The sequence below is a fragment of the Brachyspira hampsonii 30446 genome (assembly GCF_000316195.1).
Classification (GTDB): domain Bacteria; phylum Spirochaetota; class Brachyspiria; order Brachyspirales; family Brachyspiraceae; genus Brachyspira; species Brachyspira hampsonii_C.
This window is the reverse complement of the sequence record NZ_JH994111.1, coordinates 158,919-174,148: the sequence shown is the minus strand read 5'-3', so window position 1 is coordinate 174,148 and position 15,230 is coordinate 158,919. Positions and strand designations below refer to the sequence as shown.

The 15,230-nt window shown below is 30.9% G+C and carries 25 protein-coding genes; 4 read left to right on the top strand and 21 right to left on the bottom strand.

What is annotated here, in order from left to right; genetic code table 11:
- The first annotated feature begins 326 nt into the window (after nucleotides 1-326).
- The 4 genes from fabZ to A966_RS05635 are packed head-to-tail and all read left to right on the top strand — an operon-like array spanning nucleotide 327 to nucleotide 3,565.
- Nucleotides 327-791, top strand: coding sequence for a 3-hydroxyacyl-ACP dehydratase FabZ (gene fabZ, locus A966_RS05650; RefSeq protein WP_008723440.1), 465 nt, complete (start codon nucleotides 327-329; stop codon nucleotides 789-791).
- Between the two features lie 27 nt (nucleotides 792-818).
- Nucleotides 819-1,613 (top strand): acyl-ACP--UDP-N-acetylglucosamine O-acyltransferase, encoded by a 795-nt coding sequence (gene lpxA, locus A966_RS05645; RefSeq protein WP_008723437.1) that lies wholly within the window; start codon nucleotides 819-821, stop codon nucleotides 1,611-1,613.
- Nucleotides 1,614-1,628: 15 nt separating this feature from the next.
- The gene (gene lpxB, locus A966_RS05640; RefSeq protein ID WP_008723436.1) at nucleotides 1,629-2,759 is read left to right on the top strand and encodes a lipid-A-disaccharide synthase; all 1,131 of its coding nucleotides are present in this window, start codon (nucleotides 1,629-1,631) and stop codon (nucleotides 2,757-2,759) included.
- Complete coding sequence (locus A966_RS05635; RefSeq protein WP_008723435.1) at nucleotides 2,756-3,565, top strand: hypothetical protein; 810 nt, start codon at nucleotides 2,756-2,758, stop codon at nucleotides 3,563-3,565. The genes lpxB and A966_RS05635 overlap by 4 nt, the downstream gene beginning before the upstream one ends.
- 352 nt (nucleotides 3,566-3,917) lie before the next feature.
- Here A966_RS05635 and A966_RS05630 read toward each other — a convergent pair whose 3' ends face one another.
- The 21 genes from A966_RS05630 to rpsQ form a co-directional block, all read right to left on the bottom strand.
- Nucleotides 3,918-4,478 (bottom strand): Smr/MutS family protein, encoded by a 561-nt coding sequence (locus tag A966_RS05630; protein WP_008723433.1) that lies wholly within the window; start codon nucleotides 4,476-4,478, stop codon nucleotides 3,918-3,920.
- A gap of 23 nt (nucleotides 4,479-4,501) precedes the next feature.
- Nucleotides 4,502-6,007 carry a transcription termination factor Rho gene (rho, locus tag A966_RS05625; protein WP_008723431.1) on the bottom strand — a complete coding sequence of 502 codons (1,506 nt, stop codon included), beginning with the start codon at nucleotides 6,005-6,007 and terminating at the stop codon, nucleotides 4,502-4,504.
- Nucleotides 6,008-6,134: 127 nt separating this feature from the next.
- Nucleotides 6,135-6,521: a 50S ribosomal protein L17 gene (gene rplQ / locus A966_RS05620; RefSeq protein ID WP_008723428.1), complete on the bottom strand. Its 387-nt coding sequence runs from the start codon at nucleotides 6,519-6,521 to the stop codon at nucleotides 6,135-6,137.
- A 41-nt stretch (nucleotides 6,522-6,562) separates the two neighbouring features.
- Nucleotides 6,563-7,537, bottom strand: a complete 975-nt coding sequence (locus A966_RS05615) for a DNA-directed RNA polymerase subunit alpha (RefSeq protein WP_008723424.1) — start codon at nucleotides 7,535-7,537, stop codon at nucleotides 6,563-6,565.
- Between the two features lie 30 nt (nucleotides 7,538-7,567).
- Nucleotides 7,568-8,194, bottom strand: coding sequence for a 30S ribosomal protein S4 (gene rpsD / locus A966_RS05610; protein ID WP_008723421.1), 627 nt, complete (start codon nucleotides 8,192-8,194; stop codon nucleotides 7,568-7,570).
- A gap of 39 nt (nucleotides 8,195-8,233) precedes the next feature.
- A complete protein-coding gene (gene rpsK / locus A966_RS05605) occupies nucleotides 8,234-8,644 on the bottom strand; it encodes a 30S ribosomal protein S11 (RefSeq protein WP_008723418.1) in 411 nt (136 codons plus the stop codon).
- Between the two features lie 16 nt (nucleotides 8,645-8,660).
- Nucleotides 8,661-9,050 (bottom strand): 30S ribosomal protein S13, encoded by a 390-nt coding sequence (gene rpsM, locus A966_RS05600; protein ID WP_008723417.1) that lies wholly within the window; start codon nucleotides 9,048-9,050, stop codon nucleotides 8,661-8,663.
- A 22-nt stretch (nucleotides 9,051-9,072) separates the two neighbouring features.
- Nucleotides 9,073-9,189: a 50S ribosomal protein L36 gene (rpmJ, locus tag A966_RS05595; protein ID WP_008723415.1), complete on the bottom strand. Its 117-nt coding sequence runs from the start codon at nucleotides 9,187-9,189 to the stop codon at nucleotides 9,073-9,075.
- 24 nt (nucleotides 9,190-9,213) lie between these two features.
- On the bottom strand, nucleotides 9,214-9,432 hold the full coding sequence (gene infA, locus A966_RS05590; RefSeq protein ID WP_008723414.1) for a translation initiation factor IF-1: 219 nt from the start codon (nucleotides 9,430-9,432) through the stop codon (nucleotides 9,214-9,216).
- 4 nt (nucleotides 9,433-9,436) lie between these two features.
- Nucleotides 9,437-10,777 (bottom strand): preprotein translocase subunit SecY, encoded by a 1,341-nt coding sequence (gene secY / locus A966_RS05585; RefSeq protein ID WP_008723413.1) that lies wholly within the window; start codon nucleotides 10,775-10,777, stop codon nucleotides 9,437-9,439.
- 11 nt (nucleotides 10,778-10,788) lie between these two features.
- Nucleotides 10,789-11,280 (bottom strand): 50S ribosomal protein L15, encoded by a 492-nt coding sequence (gene rplO, locus A966_RS05580; RefSeq protein ID WP_008723412.1) that lies wholly within the window; start codon nucleotides 11,278-11,280, stop codon nucleotides 10,789-10,791.
- A gap of 11 nt (nucleotides 11,281-11,291) precedes the next feature.
- Nucleotides 11,292-11,471: a 50S ribosomal protein L30 gene (rpmD, locus tag A966_RS05575; protein WP_008723411.1), complete on the bottom strand. Its 180-nt coding sequence runs from the start codon at nucleotides 11,469-11,471 to the stop codon at nucleotides 11,292-11,294.
- On the bottom strand, nucleotides 11,471-11,989 hold the full coding sequence (gene rpsE, locus A966_RS05570; protein WP_008723410.1) for a 30S ribosomal protein S5: 519 nt from the start codon (nucleotides 11,987-11,989) through the stop codon (nucleotides 11,471-11,473). Before rpsE ends, rpmD begins: the two co-directional genes overlap by 1 nt.
- An 11-nt stretch (nucleotides 11,990-12,000) precedes the next feature.
- Nucleotides 12,001-12,357, bottom strand: coding sequence for a 50S ribosomal protein L18 (gene rplR, locus A966_RS05565; protein ID WP_008723408.1), 357 nt, complete (start codon nucleotides 12,355-12,357; stop codon nucleotides 12,001-12,003).
- 10 nt (nucleotides 12,358-12,367) lie between these two features.
- The gene (gene rplF, locus A966_RS05560; protein ID WP_008723406.1) at nucleotides 12,368-12,940 is read right to left on the bottom strand and encodes a 50S ribosomal protein L6; all 573 of its coding nucleotides are present in this window, start codon (nucleotides 12,938-12,940) and stop codon (nucleotides 12,368-12,370) included.
- Nucleotides 12,941-12,964: 24 nt separating this feature from the next.
- Nucleotides 12,965-13,366 (bottom strand): 30S ribosomal protein S8, encoded by a 402-nt coding sequence (gene rpsH, locus A966_RS05555; protein WP_008723405.1) that lies wholly within the window; start codon nucleotides 13,364-13,366, stop codon nucleotides 12,965-12,967.
- A 17-nt stretch (nucleotides 13,367-13,383) separates the two neighbouring features.
- On the bottom strand, nucleotides 13,384-13,569 hold the full coding sequence (locus tag A966_RS05550; RefSeq protein ID WP_008723403.1) for a type Z 30S ribosomal protein S14: 186 nt from the start codon (nucleotides 13,567-13,569) through the stop codon (nucleotides 13,384-13,386).
- Nucleotides 13,569-14,132, bottom strand: coding sequence for a 50S ribosomal protein L5 (gene rplE, locus A966_RS05545; RefSeq protein WP_008723394.1), 564 nt, complete (start codon nucleotides 14,130-14,132; stop codon nucleotides 13,569-13,571). Before rplE ends, A966_RS05550 begins: the two co-directional genes overlap by 1 nt.
- Before the next feature lie 16 nt (nucleotides 14,133-14,148).
- Nucleotides 14,149-14,490 carry a 50S ribosomal protein L24 gene (gene rplX, locus A966_RS05540; protein WP_008723393.1) on the bottom strand — a complete coding sequence of 114 codons (342 nt, stop codon included), beginning with the start codon at nucleotides 14,488-14,490 and terminating at the stop codon, nucleotides 14,149-14,151.
- Between the two features lie 2 nt (nucleotides 14,491-14,492).
- Nucleotides 14,493-14,861 (bottom strand): 50S ribosomal protein L14, encoded by a 369-nt coding sequence (rplN, locus tag A966_RS05535; protein WP_008723391.1) that lies wholly within the window; start codon nucleotides 14,859-14,861, stop codon nucleotides 14,493-14,495.
- A 5-nt stretch (nucleotides 14,862-14,866) separates the two neighbouring features.
- Entirely contained in the window at nucleotides 14,867-15,229 is a 363-nt protein-coding gene (gene rpsQ, locus A966_RS13775; protein ID WP_008723388.1) for a 30S ribosomal protein S17, read from the bottom strand.
- Between the last annotated feature and the right edge of the window lies 1 nt (nucleotide 15,230).

Below are 15,230 nucleotides of genomic sequence, written 5' to 3'. Positions count from 1 at the left end.
TGATATAGGAAAGCGGGATTAAATTAGATTTTTTGAATTGGCTCTTTTGTCTCGATACCCTACTATGCTCTGCGTACCCTGATAAAAAATTGTGAGTGCCTAATATTCTAGAGAATGGAATGGATTATTAACGAGCGATTTTTCTATATATATAGATTTTTCTATATAATAGAAGCATTTTTTATAAAAGTAATTAAAATTATATTATTAAAATATAAAAATATATTAATACTAAATACTTTTAACTTGTTTTTATACTTGTAACTTTATTGTTATATGGTATAATTTTTTAATACTTTTAAACTAACTCTAAGGATTAATTAGAAATGGAAAAAATTAATATAAATAAAATAATGGAATTATTACCGCATAGATATCCTTTCTTACTAGTTGATAGAGTAGAAAGCGTTGAAGAAGGCAAAATACATGCTATAAAAAATATAACTTTTAATGAACCGCAGTTTACAGGACATTTCCCTGAAAGTCCTATTATGCCGGGAGTTTTAATGATTGAGGCATTGGCTCAGACTTCTGGTATTTACTGTTATACAAAAATTTTAAAGCCTGATGAATATGGTAAAAAATTTATGTTCTTTGCAAAAATAGATAATGTAAAATTTAAAAATCCTGTAATACCGGGCGATGTTATGGACATGTTTGTTACAGTTGAAGCATTCAGCAATAATCTGCTTAAGACACATGGTGAAGTTAAAGTTAATGATAAATTGGCATGCTCTGGAGATTTAGGGTTATTTTTAGTTGATAAAGAAGCTATGAAAATTGAAAAATAAATATAGAAAAATAAATTAGGAAATAAAATGAATAATAATATACATCCTACAGCAATAATTTCTGATTCTGCTAAAATTGCAGATAATGTAAAAATAGGACCTTATGCCATTATAGAAGGAGAGGTAAATATAGGTGAAAATACATCTATAGGAGCACATTCTGTAATAAAAGAATATACAACAATAGGAAAAAACAATATAATACATGATCATACTGTTATAGGGGGGCTTCCTCAGGACATACATTTTGATAGAAAAACAGTAACTTTCCTTGAAATAGGCGATGGAAATGAAATTAGAGAATTTGCTAATCTTCATAGGGCATCTAAAGAAAATGCTAAAACTATTATAAAAAATAACTGCTATATAATGGCTACAGGACATGTTGCTCATGACTGTGAGATAAATGATAATGTTATAATATGTAATGGAGCTTTAGTGGCAGGACATGTCAGAGTGGAAAAAGGTGCTTTTATATCAGGAAACTGTGTAATACATCAGTTTTGTGCTATTGGACAGTATGCTATGATTAGCGGTATGTCAGCTGTTGGAAGAGATATACTCCCATTTGCATTAACTGCCCATGCGGGAGAAGCTATTATTTATAAGCTTAATTTAGTTGGTATGAGAAGGGCTGGCTTTACATCTGAGCAGATATCTCAGGCTGAAGCAGCTTATGATATGTGGTTTAATTGGAATAAAACAAAACAAGAGTTTTTAGATACATATTTAAATGACACTTCATTAAATCCTATAGCTAGAGATATTGTAGAGTTTATATCCAAAGCTAGAAGAGGAATAACTCCTAAAAAAACTGTATAAAATAAAAAATAAGTTATGAGAATATTTATAGCTACAGGTGAAGTATCTGGCGACATTCAAGGGGCCTTATTAGCAAGAAAAATAAAAGAGTTGGATCCTAATATTATATTAGATGGGTTCGGCGGCGTTGAGATGCAAAAAGCTAATGTTAATATATTATCGGATATGTCTACTTTATCAACTATAGGAATATTTGAAGGGGCAAATCCTAAAGTGGCTTTTAAAAATCTTGGTGCTTTTAACCGATTAAAAGAGTATTTAAAAAACAATAAAGTTGACATTATGCTTCTTGTTGATAATCAAGGGGTAAATCTATTGTTAGCAAAATATTGTAAAGCTAATAATATAAATTATATATATTATTTTCCGCCGCATGTAGGTATATGGGGAGCTTGGAATGCTAAAAGGCTTCTTTCTGCTAAAAAAATCATTACTCCTTTCCTATTTGATTATGAAGTATATAAAAAATTCGGCTGCGATGTAATGTATAGCGGACACCCTTTTGCTGATTTGGATTATAATAGAAAGGTGCCTGAATTAAATATGCCTAAAAAAGAATATACCGTTGGGGTTCTATTTGGAAGCAGAAATCAGGAAATAAAAAAGTTAGCACCTGTATTCATAAAATCTATGAAGATGCTTAATGATATGCTTTCTTCAAATATAAGATTTGTCATACCTATAGCATATCCTGAATATAAAGAACCTATAGAAAAAATTCTAGATAATTATAAAAATTTATTAGAAAATGTTTCATATTCTTTATTATGCGGTGATGATAAAGATTATGTTTATTCTTATTCTGATGCCTTAATAATGTCAAGCGGTACTGCTAGTCTTTTAGCTGCCTGCTATGGAAAACCTATGGTTATATGCTATAAAATATCATTTATAACTTTCATGCTTGGAAAATTATTGACAAACATAAAATATGTCGGAATGCCTAATGTACTTCTTAATGAGGAAGCTGCTCCTGAACTTTTACAAAATGACTGCAATCCAAATGCTATTACAAGTCATATTATAAAATATTTAACCGATAAAGAATACTATAAGAAAGTAAGCAATAATTTACTTAGAGTAAGAGAAACTTTAGGTGAAAAAAATGTACTTGATCGTATAGCAAAAGAGATTATAAAATCATGATAGATTCTAAAACCGATATAGAAGAAATAAAAAAATATATAAAAAATCATAAAAAAGAGCCTGTTAAATTTAATATTACCTGGCTTGATAGTAATTCTAAACAAAAAATAAATTTCATTTTGGAAGAAATTTTAAAAAAATATAATATAACAAAATATACAAATGATGCACATTATATTATAATGGAGCTTATTTCAAATGCAATAAAAGCTAGATATCTTCATATTATTACTATCAATACTTTAATAGAAAAATTTCCTGATTTTATAAAAAAAATAGAAAATAAAGAATATTTTTATGATTATGATATAATGAGTGAATATTCAAATATATTGAAAGATGAAGAAACTATGAAACAATTAAAAGAATTCATAAAATTAGAGAAGCAGCTCATTAAAGACATTGATAATAATATTGAAATTGATGAGAATAAATATTCAAAATTATTATTGTGCAATAATAAACTTACTATAACATTAGTAGTTAAATTCAATAAAAATAACATAGAATTTGAAATAATAAATGATGCTCCTCTTACAATGATTAGCAGAACAAGAATAGACTCTAAAAGATTAACATTTAAAGAATATTATAAAAATAATTTAGTAGAAAAATTTTTTATGGAACAATTGGATAATACAGAAAGTGCAGGATTTGGGCTTGCATTATGCGATTTGAGACTTTTTAATCAGAATTTAGAACCTCATACTCATTTAAAAATATATGATGAAAACCATAAAACTCATTCAAAATTAATTCTGCCTATCAAAAAAGAATTTAGTCTTGTGGTATATAATAAATATTAAAATTTATTTACATCCCCCGCCCTCTATCCTTTATAATTTTTATCTGAATATAAAACTTAATTTATATTTTCAATTCCATTAGAAAATAAAGCACCCGCCCAAGTTGCTTTTAGATTTTAAATCTATTTAACGCACGGTTGATAAAACTTTATATATAATTTTAGTTTGTAATTATTAATAAATATATATTTATAACTTTGCTCTGCGTGCGTTAAGATAATAAAAAATCTAAATAAAATTTGGGTGGGTATTATAATTTAAAAATGAGTTAAAAAGAAAAATTAATCAAATATTCTAAGTTCAATAATAAATATATAGGGTGGGATTTAAAGTAAATTGAAAAAGAAAAATATTATATATCCAAATAAATTATTTTAGCACCGCTTCCTCCAAGATTTATAGGAGCATCGGAAAAATATTTTATATGACTCTTTCCTTCTGTTACTAAATAATATTCAACTAAATTTTTTAAAACAGGTATTCTATTTTCACTTCCAAAACCTTTACCATGTATTATAAGAATAGGGCTTATCTTATTTTTTTTGCATTCATAAATAAAATGCTTAATTTCTATTAATGCCCTTTCACTTGTAAGTCCATGTAAATCAAGCCTTTCTTTTGGAACTGCATTTTTTATATTAGGCTTGAATTTTGTATTGACTTTTCTATCATAAATAGACTTTTTAGAATGATTAGTGCAATCGAGGTTTTTAATTGCATTTAAAAACATTTCCTCATCTTCTTTAGTGTATGCTGATTCTTTTTTTAAATCATTTATATTTTCTTTTTTAATTTTATCATTATTAAATTCTTTTTTTATATTTTCTTTTTTATTATTAAACTCATCAGGAAAATATCCATGCTCTAAATAGAATTCAAATAATCTTCTTTCTTCTTCAGAGTTTTTTGACATATTGATAAAATCCTAAAAAATATTTATGAATTTAATAATTTTAAGAACTCAGCATTATCTTTAGTAGAATTCATTTTATCAATAACAGTTTCTATTAACTGATCTTCATCTATACCCTGAGACTGCATGTATTTTCTTAATGCCCACATTTTATTTTTTTCCTCTTCAGTAAGAAGTAAATCCTCTCTCCTAGTAGAAGAAGAATCAATATCAATAGCAGGGAAAAGTCTTCTATTAGCAAGTTTTCTGTCTAAATGAAGCTCCATATTACCAGTACCTTTGAACTCTTCATAGATATAATCGTCCATCTTACTTCCTGTATCAACTAAAGCAGAAGCAATTATAGTAAGAGAACCGCCTTCTTCTATATTACGAGCAGCACCAAAGAATCTTTTTGGCTTATGAAGTGCATTAGAATCTACTCCTCCAGTTAGAACTTTACCGCTTGCAGGAACTACCAAGTTATAAGCTCTTGAAAGTCTTGTAATAGAATCAAGTATTATAACAACATCATGTTTGTTTTCAACTAACCTTTTAGCCTTTTCAAGCACCATTTCAGAAACCTGACAATGTTTATCAGGAGTTTCATCAAAAGTAGATGCTATAACCTCAGCTTCAGGTACTTGTCTTCTCATATCAGTAACTTCTTCAGGACGCTCGTCTATAAGAAGAATGAAAAGTTTAATATCAGGATAATTTTTGCATATAGCATTAGCAATTTCCTGAAGCATCATAGTTTTACCGGCTTTAGGAGGTGCTACTATTAATCCTCTTTGACCTTTACCTATAGGGGAAACAAGATTAATAATACGGGTAGATATTTTATTAGGAGCAAATTCTAAATTTATACGCTCATTAGGAAAAATTGGAGTTAATTTATCAAAATGAGGTCTTTTATATAAATTATTAGGTTCTTCTCCATTAACAGATTCTATTCTAAGTAAAGCAAAGAATTTCTCGCCAGCATTATCTTTAGGAGGTCTAACCTCTCCTGTAATTAAATCACCTGTTCTAAGTCCAAAAAGTCTTATCTGAGCAGGAGAAATATATATATCATCAGGACCTACTAAATAATTACTATTTTTTGAACGCAAGAAACCAAAACCATCTTGCAAAGTTTCCAAAGTACCTTCAGCAACTATTTTTCCTTCCAAAGCAATCTGAGCCTTTAATATAGCATGCATAAGTTCCTGTCTTCTGATATTATTTCCAGTATCTTTTTTTATGCCATAACTTTCAGCAAATTCTAATAACTCTTCAAAAGTTAAAACACTTAATTTGCTAATATAAAGTATATCATGAGGTCTTTTTAATTCTTTTACCTCATTATTATTATTATCCTCTATATCCTTAGCCAATTCACATTTTTCCTGTACAGTTTCGATATTATTCGTATTTTCTTCATTAGCTTCAGAAACAACTTGCTTTACAACTTTTTTTCTAACAACTTTTTTTGGCTGAGCTGCAGATGCTTCCATTTCTTCGTTTTCATTAGATAGTTTTACACGTTTTTTAGTTGGAAAAGGCATGATAATTCCTCCGATAAAGCATAATCATAACAAGTTATAGCGAATATTCGCTATAACTATATGATAATATTTATCTTAATTTGCTTATATTAGATTTATAAACTCGATTTAATTTATTTTTTATTTATTATTTGTTTTCAGTTTTAACAGAAGTGCCATCAGATTCACAAAGCATAACAACACACATGTCAGCTGCATCTCCGAATCTCTTATATGATAAAATTTTTCTTACATAACCGCCGTTTTTAGCAGCATATCTAGGAGCTATATCTTTAAAAAGTTTAGCAAGTACTGTTTCATCTTTAATATACTTTGCTACAGTTCTTCTATTATGAACATTATCAACCTTAGCTCTATATATTATTTTATCGGCTAATTGCTTAATAGCTCTTCCTTTTTCTTTAGTAGTTTCTATTTTTTCATATTTTAAAAGAGAAGTAAGCATATTAGAAAGCATAGCTTTTTTATGTGCACTTGTTCTATTAAATTTTTTTACTGTAACTCTATGTCTCATTTTACTATCCTTGAAAGTTTATTAACTTTTATATTATTCTCTTATCCTCTCATACCAAGATGAGCATTATACTCTGCTAGTTTTTCTTTGATTTCTTCAATAATCATTTCATTAGCACCTATAAGTCTCAACAAATCAGCATCAGTTTTTACAGCAACTTTATCTAAAGTTTTAAGATCAGAAGCCATTAAGAAATTAGCAGTTCTAACAGAGAATTCCACCTCTTCAATATGCTTACCCTTAAGAGAATCAAGCACAGAATCTTTAGGAGTTTCCTCTATTTTTTCATCATCTCCATTAGCCTCTTCAGGATCCATAAAATGCTTTAAATTATCTCTTAAAATTTTAGCAGCTTGGGATAAAGCCTTATCAGGAGCTATATTTCCTTTAGTTTCTATCTCAAGAGTAAGTTTTCCATAATCTATACGCTGACCTACTCTTATAGGGTCAACATTATATTTTACACTTACAATAGGAGAATAAATAGCATCTATAGCTATAGCATTAATATCTTCTAATAACTCAATATTCATTTCAGCAGGCACATAACTATATCCGCCTTCGATTTGAATATCCATCTCAAAAGTATATCCCTCAGCAATTGTTGCTATATAATAATCAGGATTATGCACTTGAGCTTCAGTATCATCAGCCACTAAATCTTTAGCAGTAATAACACAAGGACCTTCTTTTTTCATATGAATAGTTTTAGTATCCAAATGAGTAGGAAGAGAAACAACAACATTTTTAAGATGCATAATCATAACGATTGTATCTTCTTTCATTCCAGGAACATTTTCAAATTCATTGCTAACACCATCTATTTTGATAGTAGTAATAGCATAACCAGGTATAGAAGATAATAGTACTCTTCTTAAAGCATTACCAACAGTTACCGCATATCCTCTCTCAAAAGGCTGAGCTATAAATTTACCATAAGTAGGAGTTAAATCTTTTTTCTCAAAAGTAACTCTATGAGGATGTCTAATAGATTCTAATATTTCTTTTAATGCCATTCTTAAAATACCCCTTATAAAAGAGTTCCATTACTTAGAATAATACTCAATGATGAGCTGTTCATTAATAGGATACTCTATATGCTCCCTTATAGGCAAAGTAACTATTTCGCCTGTTTTACTAGAAAGATCTAAAGTTAACCATGCAGGAACATATTCGCTTTTTAACCCTTCTATTATAGTTTTTACTTCAGCTATTGCATTACCTCTATCAGTAAAAGCAATTCTATCACCTACTTTAACGCAATAAGAAGGAATAGTCATTCCCTTACCATTAACTGATACAAAACCATGAGCTATAAATTGTCTAGCCTGACTTCTGCTTTTAGCGAAACCAAGTCTGTAAACAACATTATCCAAACGAAGTTCTAATAATCTAAGTAAGTTTTCACCGGATACACCAGCCACACGAATAGCTTCATGATAATAATTTCTAAACTGTTTTTCTAAAACGCCGTAAATACGTTTAACTTTTTGTTTTTCTCTCATCTGAATACCATATTCTGATAACTGTTTCATTTTACGGTTAGCAGGACCTGGTACATCTCTCTTTTTTGTTATAGCACATTTAGCAGTAAGACATCTATCGCCTTTCAACATAAGTTTCATTTTTTCACGGCGACATAATCTACAACTAGCATCTCTATATCTTGCCATAATTATTTATCTCCTATTAATACTACTTAAATACAAATATTATATTCTTCTTCTTTTTCTAGGACGGCAGCCGTTATGAGGCATTGGAGTAACGTCCTTAATAAGTTTAACTTTAAGTCCTGATGCTTCAACAGCTCTTATAGAACTTTCTCTTCCCATTCCAGGACCTTTAACATAAACTTCTACTTCTCTAACACCCATTTCATAAGCTTTTTTAGATGCTTTTTCACTAGCAACCTGAGCTGCGAAAGGAGTAGATTTTTTACTGCTTTTGTAATCTCCATCTAAACCAGCACTAGCCCATGATAAAGTGTCTCCATTTCTATCTGTTATAGTAACTATTGTATTATTAAAACTAGCCTTTATATGTACTATACCAAAAGCTTCAACTTTTCTATCTTTTTTAATTTTTTTATCTTTTAGAGTTTTTTTACCTTTTTGAGTAGCCACTATTCTCCCCCATTAATTATTTTTTACCTGGTGCTTTTTTCTTACCAGCAATAGCTTTTCTTGCACCGCCGCCTCTAGCATTACGAGAGTTAGTGCGAGTGCGCTGACCATGTACAGGAAGCCTCTTAATATGACGCATTCCGCGGTATGAGTGAATATCTTTCAAACGCTTTATATTATTATAAAGTTCTGTTCGTAAATCACCTTCTACCTTAGTAGTGGCTTCTATAGCATCTCTTAAAGCAGTAATTTGTGCATCTGTTAAATCTTTAGCTTTAATAGAGTAATCTATATTAGCTTTATCACAAATAACATGAGCAAGAGTGCGACCTATACCGTATATATCAGTAAGGGCTATCTCTATTCTTTTATTGTTTCTTATTTCAACACCCATTAAACGTGCCATATTAATTATCTCCTTAAATTAATTACTTCTGTTTTTGTTTATGTCTTGGGTTTTTCTTACATATAACTCTAACGACGCCTTTTCTTTTAACTATTTGGCAGTCATTACAACGTTTTTTTATAGAACTTTTTACTTTCATTGTAACTAATCTCCATTTAATTTATTACTTATAACGATAAATTATTCTGCCCTTTGTCAAATCATAGGGAGACATTTCTATAGTTACCTTATCTCCAGGAAGTATGCGAATAAAATTCATACGCATTTTACCGGATATATGAGCCAATATCTTATGACCATTTTCTAACTCTACTCTAAAAGTAGCATTTGGAAGCGGCTCTACTACAGTACCTTCTATTTCTATAGTTCCTCTATCAGCCATATTATTACCTTCTCGCCTTAGATTTCTTTAATATACCGTCATAGTTATGCATTTGCAAATAGGACTCTATTTGTTTTAATAACTCAACAGCAACACTAACACTAATCATTACAGATGTTCCGCCCATCAAATAAACAAGAGAATTATTTGTACCTCTGAAAGGAGCAAATATAGGGATCTTAGACATTAAATCCGGAAATACTGCTATAGCTGCCAAGAATATTGAACCGCCTATAGTTATTCTGCTTAATACTGTTTTAAGATATTCTGCAGTTTGAGTACCCGGCCTGTATCCAGGTATAAAACCTCCAGATTTTTTAAGATTCTCTGCTATATCATCAGGATTGAATTGTACTGATGTATAAACATAGGCAAACATTATAACCAATAAACAATAAAGAATTATGTATGCCCAGCTTCCATAAGAGAAGAATCTAAGCAAAGCATCAAGCCATCTCCATTGAACTCCTCTAGTTAAGCTAGCTATTTGGGCAGGAATTGCCATTAAAGCTGAAGCAAATATTATAGGAATTACGCCGGAAGGATTGATCTTGAAAGGTATATGAGTTGATTGAGCTCCGAATACTTTTCTGCCTACAACTCTTTTAGCATACTGAACAGGAATTCTTCTTTGTCCGCTTTCTTCATAAACTACACAAAATATAACTATTGCAAAAATTATAAAGAAAAGAACTATAACTAAAGAATTCAAATATTCACTTTCTCTCTTTTGTATAACATCATACACACCAGCAGGAATACGAGCGACAATACCGGCAAAAATTATAACAGATATACCGTTACCAAGGCCGCGTTCTGTAATTTGGTCACCTAGCCACATCAAGAACATGGTACCAGCAGTAGCTGTTACAACTACGAGAAGTATAAAACCTATTCCAGGATTCATAAATATCATAGCACCTTCATTTATACTCTGAATCCAACTAGCCATAGCTGCAGATTGTACTATACAAAGAACAAGAGTTAGATATCTAACATACTGATTTATCTTTTTACGACCGCTTTCACCTTCTTTTTGCATTCTTTCGAGTGCGGGTATTACTACCCCAAGAAGCTGCATTATAATTGAAGCAGAAATATAAGGCATTATACCAAGTGCTAATATAGAAAATCTAAATAAAGCACCACCTGAAAATAAATCCATTATAGTCAAAAGTCCTCCTCCGCCTTGAGATGAGGACAAGAAACCTAAAAGGGCTGCAGGATCTATACCAGGTGTAGGAATATGACTCCCTATTCTATAAACTAATATAGCAATAACAGTAAATAAAATTCTGCTTCTTAATTCTTGTACTCTAAATATATTAGCAAACGATTTAAACATTATAATCTACCTTAAGACTTTTTATCTTCTTTTTTTCTAATATATTTTTTACGTTCATGTATTATAACTTTACCGCCTGATTTCTCTATTTTTTCTATGGCTTTTTTACTAGCCATATCAACTGTTATAGTAACAGCATTTTTTACCTCACCCATAGAAAGAAGTTTAATATAATCTCTCTTAGATGATAGGAAACCCATTTTAAGTAAAGTTTCTCTTGTGATTTCATTACCGCCAATAGAATCTAAATCGCCTACATTAATAATATTAACACATTTTTTGAAAGCTGCATTAGTGAATCCACTTTTAGGAATTCTTCTATGTAAAGGCATTTGTCCACCTTCAAAACCAGCTCTTCTGCTGTAACCGGCACGAGACTGAGCACCTTTATCACCTCTGCCTGCAGTACAGCCCCAACCAGAACCTTGTCCGCGTCCTACTCTATGACGTTTTTTGCTAGATCCCTTAGGAGCTCTTAATATTTTTGTATTTTCTTGTGCCATTTTTAAGAACCTCACTTATACTCTACTTTAAGAAGATGTGATATTTTATTTATCATTCCGTTTATTTGAGGAGTTGCTTCATGTTCTACAACTCTTTTGCCTTTTTTGAAACCCAAAGCTACAACTGTGTCTCTTTGAGATTTCTCATAACCTATAGGAGATTTTACTAATGTTATTACAACTTTAGCCATTATTCTGCCCTCCCATAAATCTGATCTATACTTACACCTCTTTTATTAGCCATATACTCTACTGTTTTCAAAGATTTTAAACCTTCAAAAGTAGCTTTAGCTAGGTTCATAGAGTTGTTATTTCCTAAAGACTTAGAAAGAATATTTTTTACTCCTGCTAATTCCAACACTGCACGTGCAGGACCGCCTGAAATAACTCCTGTTCCTTTAGAAGCTGGTTTCATTATTATTCTGCTGCTTCTAAATACACCAACTGTATTATGAGGTATAGTTTCACCTTTTAAGTTAACTTCTATCATGTTTTTCTTAGCTTGCTCTATAGCTTTTCTTATAGCATCTGGTACTTCGTTTGCTTTTCCGTAACCTAAACCTACATGACCATTTTTATCGCCTAAAACCATTAAAGCAGCAAATCTAAAACGTCTTCCGCCTTTCATAACTTTAGCTACTCTGTTTAAAGTTATTAGACGCTCTTCATACATACTTTTTTCTTCGTTGTTATTTATATCGTGTGCCAAGGTAATACTCCTTAAAATTTCAATCCTGCTTCACGAGCACCGTCAGCTAGGGATTTTATTTTTCCATGATATATATATCCGTTTCTGTCAAATACAACTTCATTTATATTTTTTTCTTTTGCTCTTGCGGCTAAAATTTTACCTATTTCTTTAGCTATATCTACATTTTTACCGCTTTTTAAATCTTTTTCCTGAGAAGATGCTGATGCTAAAGTTATACCTTTACTATCATCTATTATTTGAGCAGATACATATTTAAGACTTTTATGAACTGTAAGTCTTGGACGCTCTGAACTTCCTTCTATTTTTATACGAATACTTCTTTTTCTTCTTTCGCGTTGAGCTTTAATTTTTTCTCTTAAACTCATAAAAAACCCCTTACTTAGCAGCCTTTTTACTTTCTTTATATTTTACATGCTCGCCTTCAAATCTAACACCTTTACCTTTATAAGGTTCAACAGGTCTTTTCTTTTTGATATTCATAGCAAGCTCACCTACTTGTTCTTTATCATTGCCTTCGATAATTATTTTAGTATCTTTTTCTACTGATACTTTAACACCTTCCGGTATTTTCATTTTCACATCACTAGAAAAGCCTAATTGCAATGTTATAGTATCTCCCTGAACATTAGAACGATAACCTGTACCTTCTAATTGAAGAACTTTTTTATATCCGTTAGTAACGCCTTCTACCATATTAGAAACCAGCTTCCACACTAGACCTAATTGTGCAGAATATTTAGCTCTATTTTCTTTAATAGCTTTCTCGTCAGTACTTTCAATTTTAGGAGGTTTAACCCAAAGAGAATTATTTTCGACTTCAATCATTATATAATCAAAAAACTCTCTTGTCAACTCCCCTCTTTTACCTTTTACGATTACTTTATGTCCGTCTATCTTAACTTCAACACCTTGAGGTATCGCTATAGGTTTATTTGCCAATCTACTCATTATTAATACCCTCTTAATAATTTATTACCAAACGTTGCATAAAACTTCGCCGCCGACTTTTTCTTTTCTAGCCTCTTTATCTGTCATAACGCCTTTACTTGTAGATATTACAGATATACCGAAACCATTTTTTACTTGAGGTATAGTATCTACTGATGTATAAACTCTTAAACCCGGAGTTGATACTCTTTGAATTCCTTCTATTACTGAACTTCCCTCATAATATTTCAAATCTATTTCTATGCGGAAGAAATTTTTATCTTTTACTTCTACTTTTTTGAAGTCATTAATATAACCTTCTTTCTTTAAAATTGCAAGTATATTTTCCATTTTTGTAGAAAAAGGTATAGCAACAGACTCTTTTTTTGCTCTACAACCATTTCTTATTATAGTTAAAGCATCTGCTATTGGATCATGTACACTCATTTATAATTCTCCTTAAATTACCAACTAGACTTAGTTACGCCCGGTATCAAACCTTTATTTGCTAAATCTCTAAAACATATTCTGCACATCTTGTACTGTCTTATATAAGCACGAGGTCTGCCGCATATTGGGCATCTGTTATATTGTCTTGTTTTATATTTTTGTTTTTTTGTAGCTTTAACTTTAAGTGCCAATCTAGCCATTATTTATTCTCCTGACTTTTAGGTGCTGCACGGAATGGCAAACCTACTCTTTCTAATAAAGTGCGTGCCATATCGTCATTATCTGCAGTAGTTACTATTGTTATATTTAAGCCTTTTACGGCATCTGTTTTATCAAAACTTATCTCTGGGAATATAGTATGTTCTTTTATTCCTAAGTTATAGTTGCCATTACCATCGAAACCTCTTCTAGGAATACCTTGGAAGTCTCTTACTCTTGGTAATGCTATGAATATTAATCTCTCTAAGAAGTCATACATTCTTTCGCCTCTTAAAGTTACTCTGCAGCCTATAGGCATTCCTTGTCTTAATTTGAAGTTAGCTATAGACTTCTTAGCTCTTGTTACAACCGCTCTCTGTCCTGCTATTTGGCTTAGTTCTTCTACAGCAGAATCAACATATTTTTTGTCTGTTACAGCCTGAGTTACTCCCATATTGATTATAATTTTCTCTATTTTAGGGATAGCCATAGTAGAGCTTAAATTCATATCTTTTAGAAGAGACTGTTTAATTTCTTTTTCATACCTATCTTTCAATACTGACATAATTTATTTCTCCTACTTACTTATCAAGAACTTCGCCCGATTTTTTGGCATATCTTTTTAGTTTACCATCTACTTCTTTTCTTCCAACTCTAGTAGCTTTTCCAGCTTTGTTTACTACCATTACATTGGATATATGTATTGAAGCTTCTTTTTCAACTATACCGCCTTTTTGATTCTCTTGGCTTTTAGGCATAGTTTTTTTAACCATATTGATGTTTTTTACTAAAACTCTGCCTCTTGTTCTATCTACAGACAATACCTCTCCGCGTTCTCCGCTTTGCTCTCCAGCTATTACCTCAACAGTATCGCCTTTTTTTACTTTGTATTTTGTCTTACTTAAATCTTGTTTCTTTATCATAATTATATTACCTCTGGTGCAAGTGATACTATCTTCATAAAGCCTCTGTCTCTAAGTTCACGAGCTACCGGTCCGAATATACGTTTACCGCGTGGCTCTTTTTTATCATCTACTATAACAGCAGCATTCTCGTCGAAACGAATATATGAACCGTCAGGGCGTCTAACTTCTTTTTTTACTCTTACGATTACAGCTTTTACTACTTTACCTTTTTCTATAGAGCAAGTAGGTATTATATCTGTTACAGAACAGATAATTACATCACCTAAAGTAGCATATCTGCGTCTGCTTCCGCCTAATACCTTAATACATTTTAACTTCTTTACGCCTGTATTATCAGCTACATTAAGAGTGCTTGGTACTTGTATCATAGTTCTTACTCTCCTTCAACCTGTGAAGAAACTGCCGCTTCTGGAGCATGTTTTTCACGTTTTAATACGCTTTCTACATCGCTGTCTATAGAATCTTTATCTATACGCTCTGCTTTCTTGATTATTTTTGTTAATCTGAATTTTTTATCTTTACTAAGAGGTCTGCACTCTATCACTCTTACTAAATCGCCTTCATGACATTCATTTTTTTCATCATGAGCTTTATATCTTTTATTTTTACTAATAGTTTTACCATAAAGCGGGTGTTTCTGCTTGCTTTCTACTTTTACAACTATAGTTTTATCCATTTTATCAGAAACTACAATTCCCTCAAGTACTCTTTTATATTTTTTTGCTTTGCTTTCCACA

Excerpts from the sequence above, each read along its gene's own strand:
- rplR (WP_008723408.1), bottom strand. The coding sequence starts at position 12,357 with ATGAGTTTAAGAGAAAAAATTAAAGCTCAACGCGAAAGAAGAAAAAGA.
- A966_RS05615 (WP_008723424.1), bottom strand. The coding sequence starts at position 7,537 with ATGGCATTAAAAGAAATATTAGAATCTATTAGACATCCTCATAGAGTT.
- rpmD (WP_008723411.1), bottom strand. The coding sequence starts at position 11,471 with ATGGCTAAAGTTGTAATAACATTAGTAAAATCTCCTATAGGTTATGAG.
- A966_RS05635 (WP_008723435.1), top strand. The coding sequence starts at position 2,756 with ATGATAGATTCTAAAACCGATATAGAAGAAATAAAAAAATATATAAAA.
- rplF (WP_008723406.1), bottom strand. The coding sequence starts at position 12,940 with ATGAGTAGATTGGCAAATAAACCTATAGCGATACCTCAAGGTGTTGAA.
- rplN (WP_008723391.1), bottom strand. The coding sequence starts at position 14,861 with ATGATACAAGTACCAAGCACTCTTAATGTAGCTGATAATACAGGCGTA.
- rplO (WP_008723412.1), bottom strand. The coding sequence starts at position 11,280 with ATGGCACAAGAAAATACAAAAATATTAAGAGCTCCTAAGGGATCTAGC.
- rplE (WP_008723394.1), bottom strand. The coding sequence starts at position 14,132 with ATGTCAGTATTGAAAGATAGGTATGAAAAAGAAATTAAACAGTCTCTT.
- A966_RS05630 (WP_008723433.1), bottom strand. The coding sequence starts at position 4,478 with ATGTCAAAAAACTCTGAAGAAGAAAGAAGATTATTTGAATTCTATTTA.
- fabZ (WP_008723440.1), top strand. The coding sequence starts at position 327 with ATGGAAAAAATTAATATAAATAAAATAATGGAATTATTACCGCATAGA.
- lpxA (WP_008723437.1), top strand. The coding sequence starts at position 819 with ATGAATAATAATATACATCCTACAGCAATAATTTCTGATTCTGCTAAA.
- rpsD (WP_008723421.1), bottom strand. The coding sequence starts at position 8,194 with ATGGCAAGATATAGAGATGCTAGTTGTAGATTATGTCGCCGTGAAAAA.
- rho (WP_008723431.1), bottom strand. The coding sequence starts at position 6,007 with ATGCCTTTTCCAACTAAAAAACGTGTAAAACTATCTAATGAAAACGAA.
- rpsM (WP_008723417.1), bottom strand. The coding sequence starts at position 9,050 with ATGGCACGTTTAATGGGTGTTGAAATAAGAAACAATAAAAGAATAGAG.
- lpxB (WP_008723436.1), top strand. The coding sequence starts at position 1,629 with ATGAGAATATTTATAGCTACAGGTGAAGTATCTGGCGACATTCAAGGG.
- rplQ (WP_008723428.1), bottom strand. The coding sequence starts at position 6,521 with ATGAGACATAGAGTTACAGTAAAAAAATTTAATAGAACAAGTGCACAT.
- secY (WP_008723413.1), bottom strand. The coding sequence starts at position 10,777 with ATGTTTAAATCGTTTGCTAATATATTTAGAGTACAAGAATTAAGAAGC.
- infA (WP_008723414.1), bottom strand. The coding sequence starts at position 9,432 with ATGGCTGATAGAGGAACTATAGAAATAGAAGGTACTGTAGTAGAGCCG.
- rpsH (WP_008723405.1), bottom strand. The coding sequence starts at position 13,366 with ATGAGTGTACATGATCCAATAGCAGATGCTTTAACTATAATAAGAAAT.
- rpmJ (WP_008723415.1), bottom strand. The coding sequence starts at position 9,189 with ATGAAAGTAAAAAGTTCTATAAAAAAACGTTGTAATGACTGCCAAATA.
- rplX (WP_008723393.1), bottom strand. The coding sequence starts at position 14,490 with ATGATAAAGAAACAAGATTTAAGTAAGACAAAATACAAAGTAAAAAAA.
- A966_RS05550 (WP_008723403.1), bottom strand. The coding sequence starts at position 13,569 with ATGGCTAGATTGGCACTTAAAGTTAAAGCTACAAAAAAACAAAAATAT.